Source organism: Bernardetia sp. (assembly GCF_020630935.1).
In the GTDB taxonomy this organism is placed as follows: domain Bacteria; phylum Bacteroidota; class Bacteroidia; order Cytophagales; family Bernardetiaceae; genus Bernardetia.
Genome location: NZ_JAHDIG010000043.1, coordinates 21,528 through 40,748 on the forward strand (window position 1 = coordinate 21,528; position 19,221 = coordinate 40,748).

The window sequence follows — 19,221 nt, forward strand, 5'->3', positions numbered from 1 at the left end:
GACGACTACTATATTTTTGTTTTATTTGATAATAAAGACAAAAATTCTTTAACCCAACTTTGTCAAAAATTAAATTTTTAGAGATAAACAAAATCCTAAAAATTTAATCAATTTATTAAAAATTGGGGGCGCAAAAACTACCCTCGTTTTTCCATTTTTTCTAAAAAATAGCAGAATTGATGATTTTTTTAGCAATTCAAGTATTCTCTAAAAAAGTAGAGAGGAATAGTATATATGTGTCCAGGTATGTGGATTGTGATAACAAAATTGGTGAAAATAATTGAGAAAAAAAATCGGTTTTTGATAGGAGAATACGCCATTCTTTGAAAAGCAATGTAACCGTTTTTAAGCAAAAATCGCTGTTTATGATAGTATTAGAGGGTTCGTGTAGATTTAGGTATTACTTAATCTTTACCAAAATGTTACGTGAGACGAAAAAAATTTTGATTTTCGATTTAGATTACTTCTAACTCTGCTTTTCGTAGTCATTAAAAATAATCAGCGTATTTGCAAGGACAAATTTGAATTTTACATTGTTAAGAATCATTATGTTTTAGGAAAAAAATGAACAAATTTTAAACAATCAGATTCATGATTTTCTTCCTGCAATTTAAAAATAAAATAGCAAAAAGCTAAATTTATTAGCTAAGGTTGTTTGATGCCTAAAAGCGAGCGAAGCTAATGTAGTTTTACGATTGTCGGTACTGACCTATTGGTCTGACCTTGGTTTTTAGCTCTTATATAATAACTTTAACTGTTTTATTTCTCTCATTTCAAGATAGAAGAATAGTTTTTAAATAATTGCTCAAAATATTTAACTTAGATAACTTCTTCAAATTGAAGAAAAAGTTTACTGCAAAATCAAATAGCAATGCAAGATATTATTTATGAGGTTCTGAGCCAAATAGAAAATGGTAGTCTATATTTTTTAAATGTACCTAAAAACAGGTATTCGGGAAACGTAGATTATTATGTCAATAACGGATGGAAAATAACTGTCTTTATTGACTTTGGGAAGTGGGACTATATAGATAAAATAGTATTAGAAGATGGTACTTCGATTGATTTTGAGAGTTTGGAAGAAATGCCTAAAATCACAAACTACTACCCATCAAACAAAGTATTAGAATCTGTATATAAAGTGTCCTCTGAAAATTTTAATAAATAAAAAAACTAAACAGTATTTTATAGAGCAAAACGAGAAGGAATTTTAAAATCTCTTGTTTCTTCTTGCCAAATCATAGAACTAATTTTCCAGTCTTCCTTAATAAATAAAAGTTGAATACTAGCCATTCCTTTCTTATTTTCTATGTTTTTATCGTAATAACAAATTTCAAATCCTCCATAACGCTGGGCTATATTTCCAAACTGTTCTACATTATAATTAAGTTCACGTATATAAAAAGGGGGAAAATTGTTTTGTTGAATTTGTGAGCGAAACAAACTAATAAATCTATCGACCGACAAACGGATAGGTTCTCCAAAAGTATTGTTTATTATGGTAGCAGAAGGAGTAAAACAGTTCCTTAATTCGTTCCAAATAGGCTTTTCATTTCCATTGTTTCCATAAAAAGACAAAACACGGTACATCTGTGCTACCCTAACGTTTACATCATCTGTGGGAGGCATAATCTTTTCAAACTCTGCTAGTTTACCTTTTTCAATACTGCGCTTTAGATTGCTAATATCTACATTGGTTTGCTCTAAATCTTGTTTTATTCTTTGTAGGAGCTCTGATTTTTCCAAAATAGTTGCCATAAGGAGAGTTGTTTTGATGATTGAACAGGAAAAGCTACAATTTCAAATGAATTTGATAAAATAACACAATAATACCCAAAACATAACGACTTAAATAAAGATACAAAAAACTTTTTATAGTACAAATTTTTATAAATTTAATTTGTAAAATCTATTTATAATGATACTTGTATGAATAAAATTATTAGTGATTTTATGTGAAAAAAGGATTTATTTTGAAATAAACTACTTGATAGTTTGTAAATAGATAGGAATTTTATAGATTTATTTTTTGACAAAAAAATAATAAAATCCTATTTCAAATCATGAAGACAATAAGCATGACAGAACTATCTGCGAATGAAATTATAGAAGGTATCAAGAAAAATGAATTTACTATTTCAGAAGTGGTAGAATCTCATATTTCTCAAGTAGAAAAAATAAACCCAGAGCTCAATGCGATGGCTGCTCCTTTATACGAACAGGCTAAAGAAAGAGCAAAAGAACTAGATAAAAACAAAAAAGAGTATAAAAATCATCCTCTTTTAGGACTGCCAGTAACTTTAAAAGACCACGTACAGGTAAAAGGAGGTATTTCTACATTTGGTTTGAAAGGTTTAGCAGGAAATATAAACCAACAAAACTCTACCATTGCACAGCGTCTGGAAGATGCTGGAGCAGTTATTCTAGGAGCTAGTAACATGGCAGAGTTTGGAGGAGCTTACGAGACAGACAATCTGATTTATGGAAGGACAAACAACCCTTATGATATAAATCGTACTTCTGGGGGAAGTAGTGGAGGAGAGTCAGCTCTGATTGCAGCGCAAGGTTCGCCTTTAGGAATTGGCACAGATGCAGGTGGAAGTATTCGTGTTCCTTCTCATTATGCAGGTATTGTAGGGATAAAACCTACTCGTGGGCGTGTCCCCCTAACAGGTATTTTGCCCGAAACCAATGGAATGATTAGTTTTTTAGCGTATGCATCCCCTATGGCTCGTTATGTAGATGATGTAGAATTGGCTTATCATCAGATTATTGGAAATGACGGACAAGACCCTCGTTCTATCAGTTATCCGTTAGCATCTAGTAAAAAAATAGATGTAAAAAACTTAAAAGTAGCTTATTATACAGGCTATGAAGGAATTCCTGAAATTGATTCAGATACTTCAAAAACAATCGAAAATGTAATTGCTACACTTCGAAAAGATACACAAGGTGTGGAAGAAATAAATCCTATATTTTTAGAAAAGGCTTTTTCTACTTGGTTTACTCTTTTTTCTGGAGGTGGAGGAAGTATGCCTACAAAGTTTGCTTTGGAACAGTTCTTTAATACAAAAGAGTATGGAATTATTTTACAAAAACTTTTTGAAGAGATGGACAAGCCAGAAAATATTGTTTCTTTGAACGACTACCAAATGGCACTTATGCAATGGGATATTATTACCAAACAACTGGGTGGAGTTTTTCAAAATGCTGATGTCATTATTTCTCCTGTTACGAAGAGTGCTGCACCTCTACACGGAACAACCTACGATAGAATAAGTGATTTTGCATATACACAAATTCATAATCTTTCTGGTTTGCCTACTTTAGTAGTTCGCTGTGGAACATCAAAAGAAGGTTTGCCAATTGGAGTTCAGATTACAGCAAATATGTTTAGAGAAGATATTTGTTTTGCTGTTGGGAAATATTTAGAAAATATTTTTGGTGGATATAAAGCTCCAAAACTATCTTAGAAAATAAATTAGTATAACGTTTTTAAATGGGGAAGAGAGTTTTCTTTTCCCTTTTTACTTCCTGATTACCTAAAACTAAATCTATTGTCAAAATCTAAATTTATATTGTATATTGTAGTATATTTTAACAAAACTATTTTTAGGATTTATTTTCCCAATGCAAAAACGTTTTTCTCTAACTTCTCTTACAGGAACACTTCAATTTTCATATATTTTAGTGATAATAATGATAGGGCTTACGCTTGCTCTAGTAATATGGAGAGGCAATTCTCTTTTTAAAGAACACGAAGATTTGTATAAAATGAGAAGTATGAAGTTTCATGCCAGTGAACTTCGTAACTCGCTCAATCATTCGTTTATGCTCTTACAGTTGTATGCCCAATACGACACTGCTGCTCATGCTGAAGAGATGTATTACCGAACTGCTATTGATATTTTCTATGACAAAACAAAGGTTAATTTTGACTCAGTTCAGACGCTTTCAAAGGGAGAAATTGAAGCTGTTTTGGAAATAAAACCAATTATGAACGAGCTGAATGAAAAATATGACCATTTGAGAAAATTTTCTGAAAAAGGAGACCCTTTAAAAAATTATCTTCGTTTGGACATGATAGGCTTAGTGCTACGACTCAACAAAGCTGTTGGAGCTTTTATACTGGACGAAAAAAACAAAGAAATTGAAGCTAGAGAAATATTAAACAAGAAGATTATTAGAAATAATGTCTTTGCTATTCCTATCTTTATCGGAATCATGCTAACAACATATTTTCTAGGAAGGCGAGCTTTACGTAAAGTAGTTGATGGACTAAAATCTATATACAAACCCACACAAGCTCTTTCTCAAGGAAAGATTCCAGATACTATTGTTATTCCACCCAATGAGTTTGGAGGCACACTTGCTTGTTTGCGTCAGCTTTCGCAAGGATTGGATGAAGTAAAAGATTTTGCACAAGAAGTAGGAAAAAGAAATTTTGAAAAAAATATAGATAGTTTTCCAGAAGATTCAGAACTGGGAGAAGCTCTTCATAAAATGAAAATCAGTCTGAAGGAAGTTGCCAAGACAGAGCAAGAAAGAAGTTGGCAAAATCAAGGAGTAGTTGAAATGGGAAATGTAATTCGTAAGCATACAGAAAATATGCAAGTGCTTTGCGATGAGTTGCTTACCAATTTAGTAAAATACGTCAATGCTCAACAAGGTGCTATTTTTCTTCCCACAGAACAAGGTCAAAAATTAGTATTGCAGTCTGCTTATGCTTACGGACGTAAAAAGTTCATAGAAAAAGAAGTTAGAAGCGATGAAGGTATTTTGGGAGAAGTTTTTCAAGATGCAGAGAGAGTTTTTATGACAGATATTCCAAAAGATTATGCTCAAATTAGTGCTGGTTTGGGAGATGCAAAACCAAATTGTGTGTTGGTTGTGCCATTGGCAGCACAAGAAAAAGTATTGGGTGTGTTGGAAATTGCATCTTTCCAAGTATTGACAGAAGTAGAGATAAAGTTAGTAGAGCGAACAGCAGAAATATTGGCAGCTTCTATTTCTAGTGTGGCAAATGCTGAAAAAATGAAAAATTTGCTAGAAAAGAGTAAATATTCAGCACAACAGATGAGCGCACAAGAAGAAGAGCTTCGTCAGAATACAGAGGAACTTATGGCTACTCGTGAGGAGCTAGAAAGACAACTTATAGAAATTAAATCGCAGGTAGATGAAAAAGACTATATTTTTGAAAATAATAATCAAGCCTTTGCTTTCGTCGATCCTTCTGGTAGAATATTGAGAATCAATTATTCTTTTACACAGCTTTTAGAGTTTAGCAAGGAAGAACTATTAGGAAACCCAATTAGCAAGTTTGTTCCAGATTTGCGTGGACTAAACAAGCACGCCAAAAGAGATAGCGAAAAAGTGATGTATCACGTCTATTCAGCAACTACAAGAAGTAAAAAACAAATTTCCATTTTGGCAAATGTTACTCGTTTAGAAGTAAACAAAGAAATTCTCTTTATGATAGGACTAGCCAATATTCCTGCTGAAAAAGAATTTGAGAAAGAAACCAAAGCAGCATCGTCTTTAAATTAAGAGCTATGTTTTATACCTCTAAAAAAGAATCTTGGGAAAAGGCTTTGGAAATAGCTGAAAAGAATGAAAGAAACCATCACATTGAACCAACTATAAAGTGGTTAAAGTCTAAAGGCTGTGATAAAGTGTTTTACATTAGTTTTTCTCATTATGACGTACTTCTGACAAAAAATTGGGGAAAAGGACGTAGTTCTGAGGAGACAATAATATTTGGCTTTAGTAAAGTTATGATGGCTAAGGGGGTATTACAAGGAATTACAGACATAGAGTCTAACAACACATTATTAGAAGACGATAAAGATTTTATCAAACTGAAAACAAAATGTCATAGAGAAATAAACAGGCTAATCATAGAAATCAAAACAGAAACAGAACATTACTCCCACATAACTAAGATAAACCAATACGACGAGTTTGAAAAGATTTTGGATGGAATTGTAGACAACTTAGTATAGTTATGAATAGAAATAAAATAGTCGCATTTGCCTTCGCATTAATATTTTTTGGATACTCTTTTTTATCAGAAAAAGTACACGATTATATTAAGAAAAAGCTTAGAAATGATATAGTAAATAATGTGAACTCGGGATTAAAAACCAATCTTAAATGCTTCTCTATACACTACAGAAACTATTTTCGGTCTGCTCTAACGAGGCTGACCTATTTTTAATTAAGGTCAGCCCAAAGGGCAGTACCGAAGTTTAAAAGAATATCATAACTCATTGATAATCAATAAATATAATTCCGAGTTCACGTTAAATAAGTTGCAAGCACAAGACATAATTATACTGATAAATGAAAAGAAACTAGACAAACCTTCTAAATTACTATTTATAAGTGGTATGCAAACGCTTAGAAAAATAGCTTATCATCACTCTTCAACAACAAACAAAAGAACAGTAAGTATCATTTCTCATTTAGATACAACTATTCTAAATTTATATCAAGATTCAAAAAGACCAAGAGAGTTTTGGGTGTATTTAGGAGAAAAAAAAGTGGGAAGAGTTGATATAGAAAATGATTCTCTATTAGAAATTTTGGGAGTAGAAAAACCTTATAATAATGAGTTTTAAATTTTACAAGAATAGTTTAAGGTCTGCTCTAGCGAGACTGACCTAATAGAACCAAGGTCAGACCGATAGGTCAGTACCGACAATTATATAACTACATTAGCTTTACTCGCTTTTAGGTCTTAAAATTTATTCAAAAAAAAGAAATGAAATAAGTTGGCTTTTCATTCGTAATTTTTAATTGATAAATTCGTAATTGAGTCAATACTTGAATAACTCACAAAAACCAATTAATTTTACATACGTATAAAGTCAGATAATCAAAACTCATTTTTAATCCATTTTTATAGATGAAATACGACGTAACAGTTATTGGTTCGGGACCGGGTGGCTATGTAGCAGCCATTCGTGCAGCACAGTTAGGACTCAAAACTGCAATCATAGAAAAATATAGTACACTTGGTGGAACGTGCCTAAATGTAGGCTGTATTCCTTCAAAGGCTCTTTTAGACTCTTCTGAACATTACCACAACGCACAAAAACACTTCAAAGAACACGGAATTGAAATCAATGCACCAAAAGTAGATTTTGAGCAAATGATTAATCGTAAGCGTGATGTAGTAAGCAAAACATGTGATGGAGTTTCTTTTTTGATGAAGAAAAACAAAATTGATGTACATCAAGGAGTAGGTTCTTTTATTGATAAGAATAATATCAAAATCACAGCAGAAGACGGCAAAGAAACCAAAATAGAAACGGATAAGGTAATTATCGCTACAGGTTCGAAGCCCACTATTTTCCCATTCTTCCCTTACGATAAAAAGCGTTTCATTACTTCAACAGAAGCCTTAGAGCTTAAAGAAGTTCCCAAGAAAATGATTGTTATTGGTGGTGGCGTTATCGGAATGGAACTCGGTTCTGTATATGCTCGCTTGGGAACAGAAGTTTCTGTAGTGGAGTTTATGCCTTCTATTTTGGGCTCAATGGACAGCACAATGGGGAAAGAATTAGAAAGAGTGAGTAAAAAAACACTCAAAATGAAATTCTTTTTACAACATAAAGTAGAAGAAGCAAAACAAGATGGCGATGAAGTAGTCATCAAAGCAACTGATAAAAAAGGTAAAGAAGTAGAGTTTAGAGCAGATTATTGTTTGTTGGCAGTTGGTCGTAGTCCTTATACAGAAGGCTTAGGTTTAGAAAATATTGGTATCAAGACAGACAAAAGAGGAACTATCGAAGTAAACGACCATTTGGAAACAAGCGTAAAAGGTGTTTATGCAATTGGCGATGTGGTTCGTGGTGCAATGCTCGCACACAAAGCAGAAGAAGAAGGTGTAATGGTTGCCGAACTTATGGCAGGACAAAAACCTCATATCAATTATCTCCTAATTCCGGGGGTAGTTTATACATGGCCAGAAGTGGCGAGTGTGGGCTACACAGAGGAGCAGCTCAAAGAATCTGGTAGAAAATACAAAGTAGGTTCGTTTCCATTTATGGCACTTGGTAGAGCAAGAGCTTCAATGGACACAGACGGCTTAGTAAAAGTTTTGGCAGACGAAAAAACAGATGAAATTTTGGGAATGCATATCATTGGAGCAAGAGCAGCCGATATGATTGCGACTGGTGTAACGGCAATGGAATTTAGAGCATCAGCTGAAGATGTTGCAAGACAAAGCCATGCTCACCCAACATATATGGAAGCTGTAAAAGAAGCCTGCCTAGCAGCTACTGAAAACCGTGCTGTTCATATATAACGTAATTTGGTTAATCATTAATTTTCTTGTAGGTCAAAGGCATGCCTTTGACCTACTCTTTTTTACGCTATTATGAAAAAATACATTTTACTCTTTGCTTTTCTAGTTTTCAATAATTTAGCCTTTGCTCAATCAGATTCTGTTTTTGTTTGGGAAAACTATCTTCCTCAATCAGAAGTGGATTCTATTGTTGTGCTTTCTACGGATACACTAGAAATTTTAGACAATGATGATTTTGTTTTTAATCCCCCTAAAAAAAGACTTTCAAAAAAGAAAAAAAGCAAACTAATCTCTCAAAAATGGTTAGAATTTCAAGAGTACAAAGAAAGGCGAAATGATTTGATTATGTCTTATGAATTTGATTTGAACAATTATCAAGAATATGTAAGTCATTACGAAAAACAATATTCTATCATAGATTCTGGTGAAATAAAACGATTTACTTCGTTATTTTTTGAAACAAATTGTGAAGAGTATGAACAAGTTATGTGTCTTCCCATTTTCAGAGAAATAGTGATTTTTTTTAAAGATGGAAACCCATTTTTCGCAATGAAAATCTGTTTTGGTTGTAATAAAATTGCTACAACTTCTCCACGAGATTTAGAGTGTTTTAAAAGTTCTGATGCCTTTGAAAATGTCATTAAAGAATGGGAAAGACGAGGGTGGCTAAAAAAACGTAAAAAGAAGTTTGGTAGGTATTAACAAAAACCTAATAAAAATCATAAAGCAATACGATAAGAATCATACAAATCAGCGTATCTAAAGGGTTAATTTTACGTTAAATAAATTAAACAAACAGATAAATTTTCTATCTTAGTTTTTTCAAATTTACACTAAAAAAATACATACTTATGTCTTTCAAAAATATTCTCGTTCCTATTGATTTTTCTCCTCGTGCCAATGCTGCCTTAGCTGCTGCTGTTGATGTGGCAACACAATTTGATAGCAAAATTACACTTTTACATATCATTGATGTTCCTGAATCACAACAGCCTGAATATCGCCGAGCTTTAGATACTTTTGGAGACCATCAAGGAGGTTCTGAACAGGATATGCCTCTAATTCTTTTGACAATGAAGGAAACTAAAAGACAACTTCGTGAGGCAAGAGAAAAATATCCAAAAATTACTTTTGTAGAAAAGGTAGTGTTTGATAGAGTGCATCGCCAAATTTATAAAGTAGTAGAAGAAACAGATGTAGATTTGATAGTAATGGGGTCTAGTGGAGCGTCTGGCTTGGGTGAAGTTTTTATTGGTTCAAATACACAAAAGGTTATCAGAAATGCAAGTTGTCCTGTATTGGTAATTAAGGATGACGAGGCTGAATTTAATCCTAGAAATATAGTTTTTGCTTCTGATTTTTCAGAAATGGGAGGAGAAGCGGCTAGGCTTTTTCCACTTTTCAAAACGCTCTATGGAAGTACGATACACATGTTAAATATCGTTACACCAAGCACTTTTGAAGCATCTCCTACTACTCAAAAAAGAATTGATGATTTTGTGAAAGATTTGGAGATGGAAAAAGAAGATTATACAACCAATATTTTTAATTATTACACTGAAGAAGAAGGCATCCTAACTTTTGCAGAAGAAAAAAAGGCTGATATGATTATGCTAGGAACACACGGAAGAAAAGGTTTTTCTAGGTTTATGATGGGAAGTATTGCTGAAAATGTAGCCAACCATTCCGAAATTCCTGTTTTTGTATTCCGTCAAGACTAATTTTTATAAAAATTTATTTTTGGTAAAATGTATTTATTGCAAGACAGTGTTTTTGTTTTTGGAGTATATTCAAAATAAAAGCATTGTCTTCTTTTTTTGAGTAAAATTACTTATTCATTTAACGATTCTTAGCGTAACATTTTTTTAACAATACATTTAAGATTTTGTATTTTTGCAGTCAAAACACATTCTTATTTACTTGTCTTACAATTAGTTATGCTACAAAACAATCGTCTATTATTTTGGCTACGTCTTTGGATATTTTGGTTACTCTACTTTGCTCTTCATCGTGTGGTATTTTATAGCTATAACTATTCATTTTTTAGTGAATATCCACTTTCAGAGCAATTACAAGGCTTTTGGGAAGCTATTCATTTAGATTTATCAACGGCTGGTTATCTTATTGCGATTCCAACCCTTTTATTAATTGGTTATATCTTTTCTGTTAAGTTTATAAATAGATTAAATTATTTTTTTATCATCCTAATAGGAATCATTAGTGTTACAGATACATTGCTGTACCACGAGTGGGGCTACAAACTCAATGCTTATGCTTTATCTTTTTTGTTCTATCCTACTCAAATGATGGCTTCTATAACAGTTTCTCAACTTATACTTTCTTTTTTACTAGAAATCAGTCTCATTAGTTTTGGTATTTTTTTATATAAGTTTATCACTAAGATAGGAATAGAAAACACTAAAGAATTTGTATCATTTAATTTCAAGAAAAAAATAACCCACCCTATTTTTTATGGCTTGGTCAGTCTGCTTGCTGCTGCCCTTACATTTTTGGCTATTCGTGGTAGCTTAGGACTAGCTCCTATCAACCAAAGTTCAGCCTATTATTCTGTTCATACTCCTTTGAACCACTTGGCTACCAATACTTCTTGGAACTTATTGTTTAGTATTTTAAAAGCTAATAAAGCAAAAAAACAAGCTGGAGTTAAATATTTTGAACAAGAGAAAGTAGAACAAAATCTTAAAAAAGTTTATACATCTAACCCTAAAGAACAACAAAAAATATTGCGTTATACTCGTCCAAATGTAGTATTAGTTATTTTGGAGAGTTATACTTCTGATGTTGTCGAAACTTTAGGAGGAGAAAAAGATATTGCTCCTCATTTTTCTAAGATGACACAAGAAGGACTCTTGTTTGACAATATTTATTCTACGGCTGACCGAACAGATAAAGGAGTTGTAGGTGTTTTGAGTGGTTATCCTGCCCAAATGAATTCTTCTATTATCAAAGAACCTCAAAAATTTGAAAAACTACCTGTTCTGCCTTCTGTATTTAAAAATAAAGGATATTCTACCTCTGTATATTATGGTGGAGAATCAGAATATGCAAATTTTAAAGCCTACTGGCATCATGCAGGTTTTGATGAGATTATAGACCAAAATCAGTTTGAAGAAAAAGACAAAAATTCAAAGTGGGGAGCACACGACCATGTTGTTTTTGAAAAAGTTATTCAAGACTTAAATCAGCAAAAACCTCCATTTTTTACTACTGTACTAACACTGAGTTGTCATGAACCTTTCGAAACGCCTATTTCAACACCATACGATGAGGCAGTCAAAACAGAAACTGACAAAGATAAGAAAGAAGCGAATCTGTTTAGAAAAGCTGCCTATTATGCCGACTGGAGTATAAATAAATTTATGGAAGAAGCAAAAAAACAAACTTGGTACGAACAAACCTTATTTATTTTTGTAGCTGACCACGGACACCGTTTGCCAAAGCTTTATAAAGACACTCGCCAAACAGAAAAATATAGAATACCATTACTTTTTTATGGAAATGCTATTTCAGAGGAGTTTTTAGCAAAGCGCAATTCTACAATAGGCTCACAGACAGATATTGCCACAACACTTTTAGAACAATTAGAAATAGATAATACTGATTTTAGATGGGGCAAAGATTTATTAAATCCATCTTCAAAACAGTTTGCTTTTTACTGCTACGATGAAGGAATGACTTGGATTACTCCAAAGGGTTCTTTGCGCTATACAGAAACTACAAGTACCTCACAAGTCAGAATGAAGGATAATAATGTAAAAAAAGAAGAACTATTAGAGCAGCTGCCTTATGCTAAAAGTTATTTACAGGCTCTCTTAGAAGATTATGCGAGTAAGTAAAAGAGATAATAAGGCAAAGACAAAAAGAATATTATTTTTTGTCGCTCTATTTTCTAATATCTGTATGTGCTATCTTTACAAATATCTTAAAAATCTGTACCTTTGCAAGCTATGAAGAAACCGTATTTAGTTGGTATTACTGGAGGCAGTGGTTCTGGTAAAACCTACTTTTTAAGTCGCCTAATGAAGAGCATTAATCCTAATGATATATGCTTAATTTCACAAGATAATTATTATCGTCCTAGGGAAGAACAACCAATAGATGAAAATGGAATATCTAACTTTGATATGCCTCAATCTATTGACCACAAGCAATTTAGTGCAGATATTAAAGCGCTTTGCGAAGGGAAAACAATACATAAGGAAGAATATACGTTCAACAACCCTAATGTTGTTCCTAAACAGTTAATCTTTGAACCAAAGCCCATCATAATTGTAGAAGGGCTTTTCGTGTTTTATCATAAGACCATTTCTGATTTATTGGATTTGAAATTGTTTGTAGAAGCAACTGACCCAGTAAAGATAAAACGACGCATCATGAGAGACAACAAAGAGCGTGGTTATGATTTAGAAGATGTTCTTTATAGATATGTGATGCATGTTTCTCCTGCTTATGAGCGTTATGTTCGTCCTTATAAAGAAAATACAGATATTATTGTTCCTAATAATCATAATTGCGATATTGCACTAGAAGTAGTTATCAATCATTTGAAAAAGAAATTACCCATTCATTCTAAGTCTTAGTTTTTAGAGAGCATCATAGACTTTTTTTATCATTTGTTAAAAATCAAAACAACTAAATGGCAGATAAATTTGCAGTTATCGGACTCGGACATTTTGGTTATGCAGTAGCACGAAATTTGGCTGCCAGAGGTGCAGAAGTGCTTGCCATTGATAGAGATATTGAGCGAGTAGAATCTATAAAAGATGATGTGGCGTATGCTGTGGCATTAGATGCAACAGATATAAAAGCTCTTAGCTCTCAAAATGTAGCTGATATGGATGCTGTTTTGGTAGCAATTGGAGAAAATATTGAAGGACTTTTGCTCACAACTGTTCAGCTTTTAGAACTGAATGTAAAGCGTATTATTGCTCGTGCGATGGCAGACCAGCAGCGTCTGATTTTGGAAAAACTAGGTGTAAAAGAGATTCTTTCTCCAGAAGATGAGGTAGGAAAGTTAGTGGCTGAAAAGTTATTGAATCCGAACATGAAGGCATTTTTGCCTTTGCCAGACAATTATTCTATTGTAGAAATTCAAGCACCACGAAGAATCGTAAACAAAAAAGTAGGACAAGTTCGTTTTTCAGATAATTATGCACTAGATTTAATTACTATCAAGCGAGTGTATGAAGAGTATCACGACGGACGCAAACAATTTGCTGAACATTTGATTAATAGACCAACAGAAGATATTGCCATTGAGCAGTCAGATGTTTTGATTGTACTTGGAAAATCTAACGATGTAGAGAAATTTGTAGAGCTAAACAGGTAGTCAGTTACCAGTAAATTTCAAATGAGCTTATCTCTACATTTTATTTATCAAATTACATTTAGTTATCGTAATTGAATTTATGAAATCTTATCTCCCATTATTTGCCATTTTATTATTCCTACAAAGTTGTGATGCTTTTACAGACCAACGAGCCGTTACGAAAGAAGAATTTTATGAGTTGAAAGACAACGTAACCATCACTAAAGTAAGCGAAGGAAAAATATTGGAGGAAGCTACCCCAAAAGCACAAGAAATTTACAAGAAAATAGAATCAAAAAAAGTAGAGATTATCTCATTTTTAGAAAATAATCCCTCAAAACAACAAGAACTTTTCCAGTTGATAGGGCTAGACAGTACACAAGCCGAACTAATAGAAAAAATAGCGTACAGAAAGACAGCTTCAGAAGCAGAATACGAAAAGGAAAAACAAATCTTTAAAGCCTATCAAAACATTACTGACCCAACTCTGTATCAAGAAAATTTACAAATTCTTCACGGTAAAGAAAAAATACTTTATTCCTATCCAAATTTTGACACAGAAAGTCAAAAGCTGGGAGGAGTTTGGAGTATTATATTAAGTCAAAAGGAAATTATTCGTTCTTTTAAAAAAGAAAAAAAATCTAGGTTCGGATAGTTTATTTCAAAGACAACTACTAATTTCTACCATCACTTCTTTAAAAACTTGCTATGAAAAATCAAAATACGCCATCAAATTATTCAGACATCAAATTAGACACTATCGAAGAAGCGATTGCCGACCTCAAAGCTGGGAAATTTGTCATTGTAGTAGATGATGAAGATAGAGAAAATGAGGGGGACTTTATATGTGCTGCTGAATGTATTACACCAGAAATGGTAAATTTTGTCTTGAAAGAAGCTCGTGGTGTACTTTGTACGGCACTTACACAAGAGCGTTGCGATGAAATAGGTCTAAACTTAATGGTAGGCAAAAACACTGACCCCAAACAAACTGCTTTCACAGTAACAGTTGATTTACTCGGACACGGCTGTACGACAGGAGTTTCTACATACGACCGTGCAGCAACTATCAAAGCTCTCACTGACCCAACAATGAAGCCAGAAGATTTTGGCAGACCAGGGCATATCAATCCACTCAAAGCAAGAGAAGGAGGCGTTTTGCGCCGTGCAGGACACACCGAAGCTGCCGTAGATTTGTCAAGAATGGCTGGTTTTAAGCCTGTTGGAGTATTGATAGAAGTAATGGACGATGATGGTTCTATGGCTCGCCTTCCAAAACTTAGAGAAGTGGCAGATAAGTTTGATATGAAACTCATTACTATTAAAGACTTGATTCAGTATCGTCTTGCAAACGAATCTTTGATAAAGAAAGAAGTGGATGTAAAAATGCCTACTAAATGGGGAGATTTTCAGCTTCATGCCTATACACAAAAAGATACAGGAGACCATCACATGGCTCTTGTAAAAGGAGAGTGGGAAAAAGATGAGCCAATTTTAGTACGTGTTCATTCTTCTTGTGTAACAGGTGATATTTTGGGTTCGTTGCGCTGTGATTGTGGCGACCAGCTCCAGCAAGCGATGAAATTTGTAGAGCAAGAAGGAAAGGGAATCGTTTTGTATATGAATCAAGAAGGAAGAGGTATCGGACTTATCAATAAGCTCAAAGCCTATAAACTACAAGAACAAGGTTATGACACCGTAGAAGCTAATGAAAAATTAGGTTTCAATATGGATGCTAGAGATTATGGAGTAGGAGCGCAGATTTTGAGAGATTTAGGCGTAAGTAAAATCAAACTCATCTCAAACAATCCTAGAAAGCGTGTTGGATTGATTGGCTACGGCTTAGAAATCGTTGATAATGTAGCTATCGAAATAAAAACTAACCCGCACAATGAAAAATATCTCACAACAAAAAGAGATAAGCTAGGGCATAATATTTTGAAGGGGAAGTAAATGAAGAAACAGAAAGTAAGAAAATACAAGGGAAAAGAAATCTTTACAGGACACTTTGTTTCTGTTGGAATTAGTCTGCTAATAAGCAATTTACTTGCATTTAAAGATTCAAATAGCTTAGAATCAAAACAAGCCAATTTTATATTTTTAGTAGTACCTACCTTTCTTATTCATATTCTATATTTAATTTTAGGAAGCAGTTCTTATTTTCTTTTGAGAAAAAAAATTGCTAATGAAAAATACAAGAGACGAATGATATTTTTTCTTCCTTTGTATTTACCTATATTCTGTTTTATAGCGTTTTTTATCTTTGAATCTACAATAGATTTCGATATGATATTCTTAAATATGAATGTTACTATGTGTATATTATGGGCATTGAATTACTACTTTTTGAACAAAGACAAGTAATTTCATCATAATACAAGACAAAAAGCACGTCATCATCTATTTCCTCTAGTTTAGTTAAAAAATTGAAAGAAAAATTAGGGTTTGTAATTTATGTAAGTGGTATGTTACTAATGTCGCATATCTAATCAAGATAGCTTTAGAGAAATTTATTCTCTTTGGTACAGATAAGAATAGAACTTATAACAGTTCTATTTTTATTTTATAATCCTTTAAATTTTTATCAAATTAACTACACTAATGAGAAAAGCGTTAAGCGTATTTATTATTCTTTTTTGTATGACTCAAACACTAAAAGCACAAGACCTAACAGGTTCTTGGAAAGGTAACATTACAGTACAAGGCACTGAACTTCCCTTGATTTTTAACCTTAAAAACGAAGATGGAGCTTTAAGTAGCACTATGGACAGTCCATCACAGGGAGCTACTGACATTCCTATGGATGAAACGACTCTTGAAGACAATCAACTGACGATAGAGTTTAAGAAAGGTGGAATCAAGTATGTAGGAAACTATGCAGACGAAAAAGTTACAGGTACGTTCTATCAAGGAGGAATGGAACTTCCACTTGTTCTTGAAAAAACTGAAAAAACAATTCCAGGTAATCCAAAGCTAGTTTCGTCAGAGGAAGAGCTGCAAAAACTAGCAGCACTAGAAACTCAAACCTACAAGTATTCTGTTGAAGATTATTTCAAAAAGCCAGCACAGAGTTCTTTTAAATTCTCACCAAATGGTTTGTATTTATCTTATCAAGAAAAAGATAATAAAGGCAAAAGACACGTGTATGTCAAAAATACTCAGACAGATAAAATTACACGTATTGTTGAAGAAGGCGAAGATTTAATTAGAGGTTACGGCTGGGCAAACGATAACAGAATCATTTATGTACAGGACAAAGGTGGAGATGAAAACTACCATTTGTTTGCTGTAGATATTGATGGAAAAAATCAAAAAGAGCTTACGCCTTTTGATGGAGTAAAAGTAGGAATTTTGAATCCTTTGAAGGAACAAGAAGATTATATGATTATTCAAATGAATAAAGATAATCCTCAAATTTTTGAGCCTTACAAAATCAATATCATTAATGGCGAATTAGAGAAATTATTTGAAAATAAAGATGCTCAAAATCCGATTAGTGGTTACAACTTTGATAAAGATGGTAAACTAAGAGCTTATACAAAGCAGCAAAACGGAACAGAGTATGTCCTCTACTATCAAGTTGAAGAAGGAAAAGACTTTGAGGAAATCATCAAGACTACTTGGAAAGATAATTTTTCTATCATTGACTTCAACTACGCAACAGAGAATCCTCATGATGCTTTTGTACGCTCAAATATAGAAAGCAATACAGATGAAATTATCCTCTATGATTTCAAAGAGAAAAAAATCATTGATAAAGTGTATAGCAATGATACATTTGATGTAGGTGGAATGAGCCGTTCACGCAAAAGAGATTATGAGATTGATTACTTCTATTACACAGGAGAAAAATCTTCTATCACTCCAGTAAGTAAAACCTACAAAAAACTGCATGAAAAATTCACTAAGCAGTTTGGGGATAAAGAATTTAATATCACAAGTACAACAGATGAGGAAGATAAATATTTGCTCTACGTAGGAAGTGATAAGTTGTACGGCGTATATTATTTGTATGACGTTAAAAAAGATTCTTTCAAAGAAATCTTTAATCTAATGCCTTCGCTCAACCCAGAAGATATGGCAGAGATGCGTCCTATCAAGTTCAAAACAAGAGATGGACTAATTATGTATGGCTATCTTACCATTCCAAATGAGGCGAAAAAGGGCGAAAAAGTGCCACTTATCGTAAATCCTCACGGAGGTCCTTACGGTCCTAGAGATTATTGGGGTTTCAACCCAGAAACACAACTTTTTGCAAGTAGAGGTTATGCAACACTTCAAGTAAATTATAGAGGTTCTGGTGGATATGGAAAAGAATTTTATTTGGCAGGAAACAATCAAATCGGAAGAAAAATGCTAGACGATTTGGAGGATGCTGTGGAGTATGTCAAGTCTTTGGATATGATTGATGAAGATAAAATTGCTATCTATGGAGGAAGTTATGGAGGTTTGGCAACATTGGGAAGTTTGGTCAAAACACCAGATTTATATACTTGTGGAGTGGATTACGTAGGCGTTTCCAATCTATTTACGTTCTTTAAATCTTTCCCTGCGTATTGGAAGCCATTTTTAGGACAAGTCTATGAGCAATGGTATGATGAAAATGACCCAGAAGATATTGAGATTATGAAAGCTGTTTCACCTGCCCTAAATGTAGATAAAATTACAAAGCCTTTGTTTGTTGTTCAAGGAGCGAATGACCCAAGGGTAAATATTGATGAATCTGACCAAATCGTAAAAAACCTAAGAGATAAAGGATTTGATGTTCCTTATATGGTAAAATATAATGAGGGACACGGTTTCGGACACGAAGAAAACAGAATCGAACTCTACCAAGCAATGATGGGCTTCTTTGCCAAGCATTTGAAGAAATAATAGTAGTTTGAATTACAAAACCTCTTCTTGATTATTTTAATTGAGGAGAGGGTTTGATTTTTTGTAACTTAGCAAAACTTATTTTATAATTTCTAATAACCTTTAAAGACTTATCCCTCCAACATAAAAAATATGCTTTCTCAATCTCTTTCTCTTTTAAAAACCACACGCCAAAATTTTTTAAGCCTACTCAATGAATTTTCATTAGAACAACTCAATTACATTCCAAAAGGATTTTCTAATAACCTAATTTGGAATTTTGGGCATCTTATCGTTACGCAGCAACTTCTTTTTTACAAACTCTCTGGAAATAAAATGTACATTAGTGATGAGCTAGTAAACAAATACAGAAAGGGAACAAAACCAGAAACTGATGCAAATCAAGACGAAGTAGATGAACTCAAAAAACTAGCCTTTGATTTGATTGATAAATTTGAAAAAGATTATTCAGAGAACAAAACAATGTTTGATTCTTTTACAGAATATCCAACAAGCTATAATTATACGTTGAGAAATATTGAAGATGCTATTCACTTCAACAACACACACGAAGGTGTGCATTATGGCTATGCTTTAGCTTTGAGAAAGGCTTTAAAATAAAAATAATTGCACTTCTATTAGCTGATTATAAAACATCATTAAGTTAGGTCAGTCTCGTTAGAGCAGACCAAAAACTAATACATAACAAAGGCGACTTATTTCTTAA

16 protein-coding genes are annotated in these 19,221 nt (G+C 33.1%); 15 read left to right on the forward strand and 1 reads right to left on the reverse strand.

What is annotated here, in order from left to right; all coding sequences use genetic code 11:
• The first annotated feature begins 871 nt into the window (after positions 1 to 871).
• Positions 872 to 1,168 carry a hypothetical protein gene (locus QZ659_RS12765; protein ID WP_291726210.1) on the forward strand — a complete coding sequence of 99 codons (297 nt, stop codon included), beginning with the start codon at positions 872 to 874 and terminating at the stop codon, positions 1,166 to 1,168.
• Between the two features lie 17 nt (positions 1,169 to 1,185).
• Here the strand turns inward: QZ659_RS12765 and QZ659_RS12770 are convergent, their stop codons facing one another.
• Positions 1,186 to 1,758: a hypothetical protein gene (locus QZ659_RS12770; RefSeq protein ID WP_291726211.1), complete on the reverse strand. Its 573-nt coding sequence runs from the start codon at positions 1,756 to 1,758 to the stop codon at positions 1,186 to 1,188.
• Between the two features lie 305 nt (positions 1,759 to 2,063).
• Between QZ659_RS12770 and QZ659_RS12775 the strand changes: the two genes are divergently transcribed.
• From QZ659_RS12775 to QZ659_RS12840, 14 genes are all read left to right on the forward strand, one after another.
• Positions 2,064 to 3,473: an amidase gene (locus QZ659_RS12775; protein WP_291726212.1), complete on the forward strand. Its 1,410-nt coding sequence runs from the start codon at positions 2,064 to 2,066 to the stop codon at positions 3,471 to 3,473.
• 157 nt (positions 3,474 to 3,630) lie between these two features.
• Positions 3,631 to 5,547: a GAF domain-containing protein gene (locus tag QZ659_RS12780; protein ID WP_291726213.1), complete on the forward strand. Its 1,917-nt coding sequence runs from the start codon at positions 3,631 to 3,633 to the stop codon at positions 5,545 to 5,547.
• A 5-nt stretch (positions 5,548 to 5,552) separates the two neighbouring features.
• Positions 5,553 to 6,002, forward strand: a complete 450-nt coding sequence (locus QZ659_RS12785) for a hypothetical protein (RefSeq protein WP_291726214.1) — start codon at positions 5,553 to 5,555, stop codon at positions 6,000 to 6,002.
• Positions 6,003 to 6,311: 309 nt separating this feature from the next.
• Complete coding sequence (locus QZ659_RS12790; protein WP_291726215.1) at positions 6,312 to 6,620, forward strand: hypothetical protein; 309 nt, start codon at positions 6,312 to 6,314, stop codon at positions 6,618 to 6,620.
• Positions 6,621 to 6,907: 287 nt separating this feature from the next.
• Entirely contained in the window at positions 6,908 to 8,311 is a 1,404-nt protein-coding gene (gene lpdA, locus QZ659_RS12795) for a dihydrolipoyl dehydrogenase (RefSeq protein WP_291726216.1), read from the forward strand.
• A gap of 72 nt (positions 8,312 to 8,383) precedes the next feature.
• Positions 8,384 to 9,013 (forward strand): hypothetical protein, encoded by a 630-nt coding sequence (locus tag QZ659_RS12800; RefSeq protein ID WP_291726217.1) that lies wholly within the window; start codon positions 8,384 to 8,386, stop codon positions 9,011 to 9,013.
• A 149-nt stretch (positions 9,014 to 9,162) separates the two neighbouring features.
• Complete coding sequence (locus tag QZ659_RS12805) at positions 9,163 to 10,032, forward strand: universal stress protein (protein WP_291726218.1); 870 nt, start codon at positions 9,163 to 9,165, stop codon at positions 10,030 to 10,032.
• A gap of 216 nt (positions 10,033 to 10,248) precedes the next feature.
• A complete protein-coding gene (locus QZ659_RS12810) occupies positions 10,249 to 12,168 on the forward strand; it encodes an LTA synthase family protein (RefSeq protein WP_291726219.1) in 1,920 nt (639 codons plus the stop codon).
• Positions 12,169 to 12,279: 111 nt separating this feature from the next.
• Entirely contained in the window at positions 12,280 to 12,912 is a 633-nt protein-coding gene (gene udk, locus QZ659_RS12815) for a uridine kinase (protein WP_291726220.1), read from the forward strand.
• A 56-nt stretch (positions 12,913 to 12,968) separates the two neighbouring features.
• The gene (locus QZ659_RS12820; protein WP_291726221.1) at positions 12,969 to 13,661 is read left to right on the forward strand and encodes a potassium channel family protein; all 693 of its coding nucleotides are present in this window, start codon (positions 12,969 to 12,971) and stop codon (positions 13,659 to 13,661) included.
• A 79-nt stretch (positions 13,662 to 13,740) separates the two neighbouring features.
• The gene (locus QZ659_RS12825) at positions 13,741 to 14,295 is read left to right on the forward strand and encodes a hypothetical protein (protein ID WP_291726222.1); all 555 of its coding nucleotides are present in this window, start codon (positions 13,741 to 13,743) and stop codon (positions 14,293 to 14,295) included.
• Positions 14,296 to 14,348: 53 nt separating this feature from the next.
• Complete coding sequence (locus QZ659_RS12830) at positions 14,349 to 15,593, forward strand: bifunctional 3,4-dihydroxy-2-butanone-4-phosphate synthase/GTP cyclohydrolase II (protein WP_291726223.1); 1,245 nt, start codon at positions 14,349 to 14,351, stop codon at positions 15,591 to 15,593.
• A 687-nt stretch (positions 15,594 to 16,280) separates the two neighbouring features.
• Positions 16,281 to 18,515, forward strand: a complete 2,235-nt coding sequence (locus QZ659_RS12835; protein WP_291726224.1) for a S9 family peptidase — start codon at positions 16,281 to 16,283, stop codon at positions 18,513 to 18,515.
• Between the two features lie 132 nt (positions 18,516 to 18,647).
• Complete coding sequence (locus tag QZ659_RS12840) at positions 18,648 to 19,115, forward strand: DinB family protein (protein ID WP_291726225.1); 468 nt, start codon at positions 18,648 to 18,650, stop codon at positions 19,113 to 19,115.
• Positions 19,116 to 19,221: the final 106 nt, after the last annotated feature.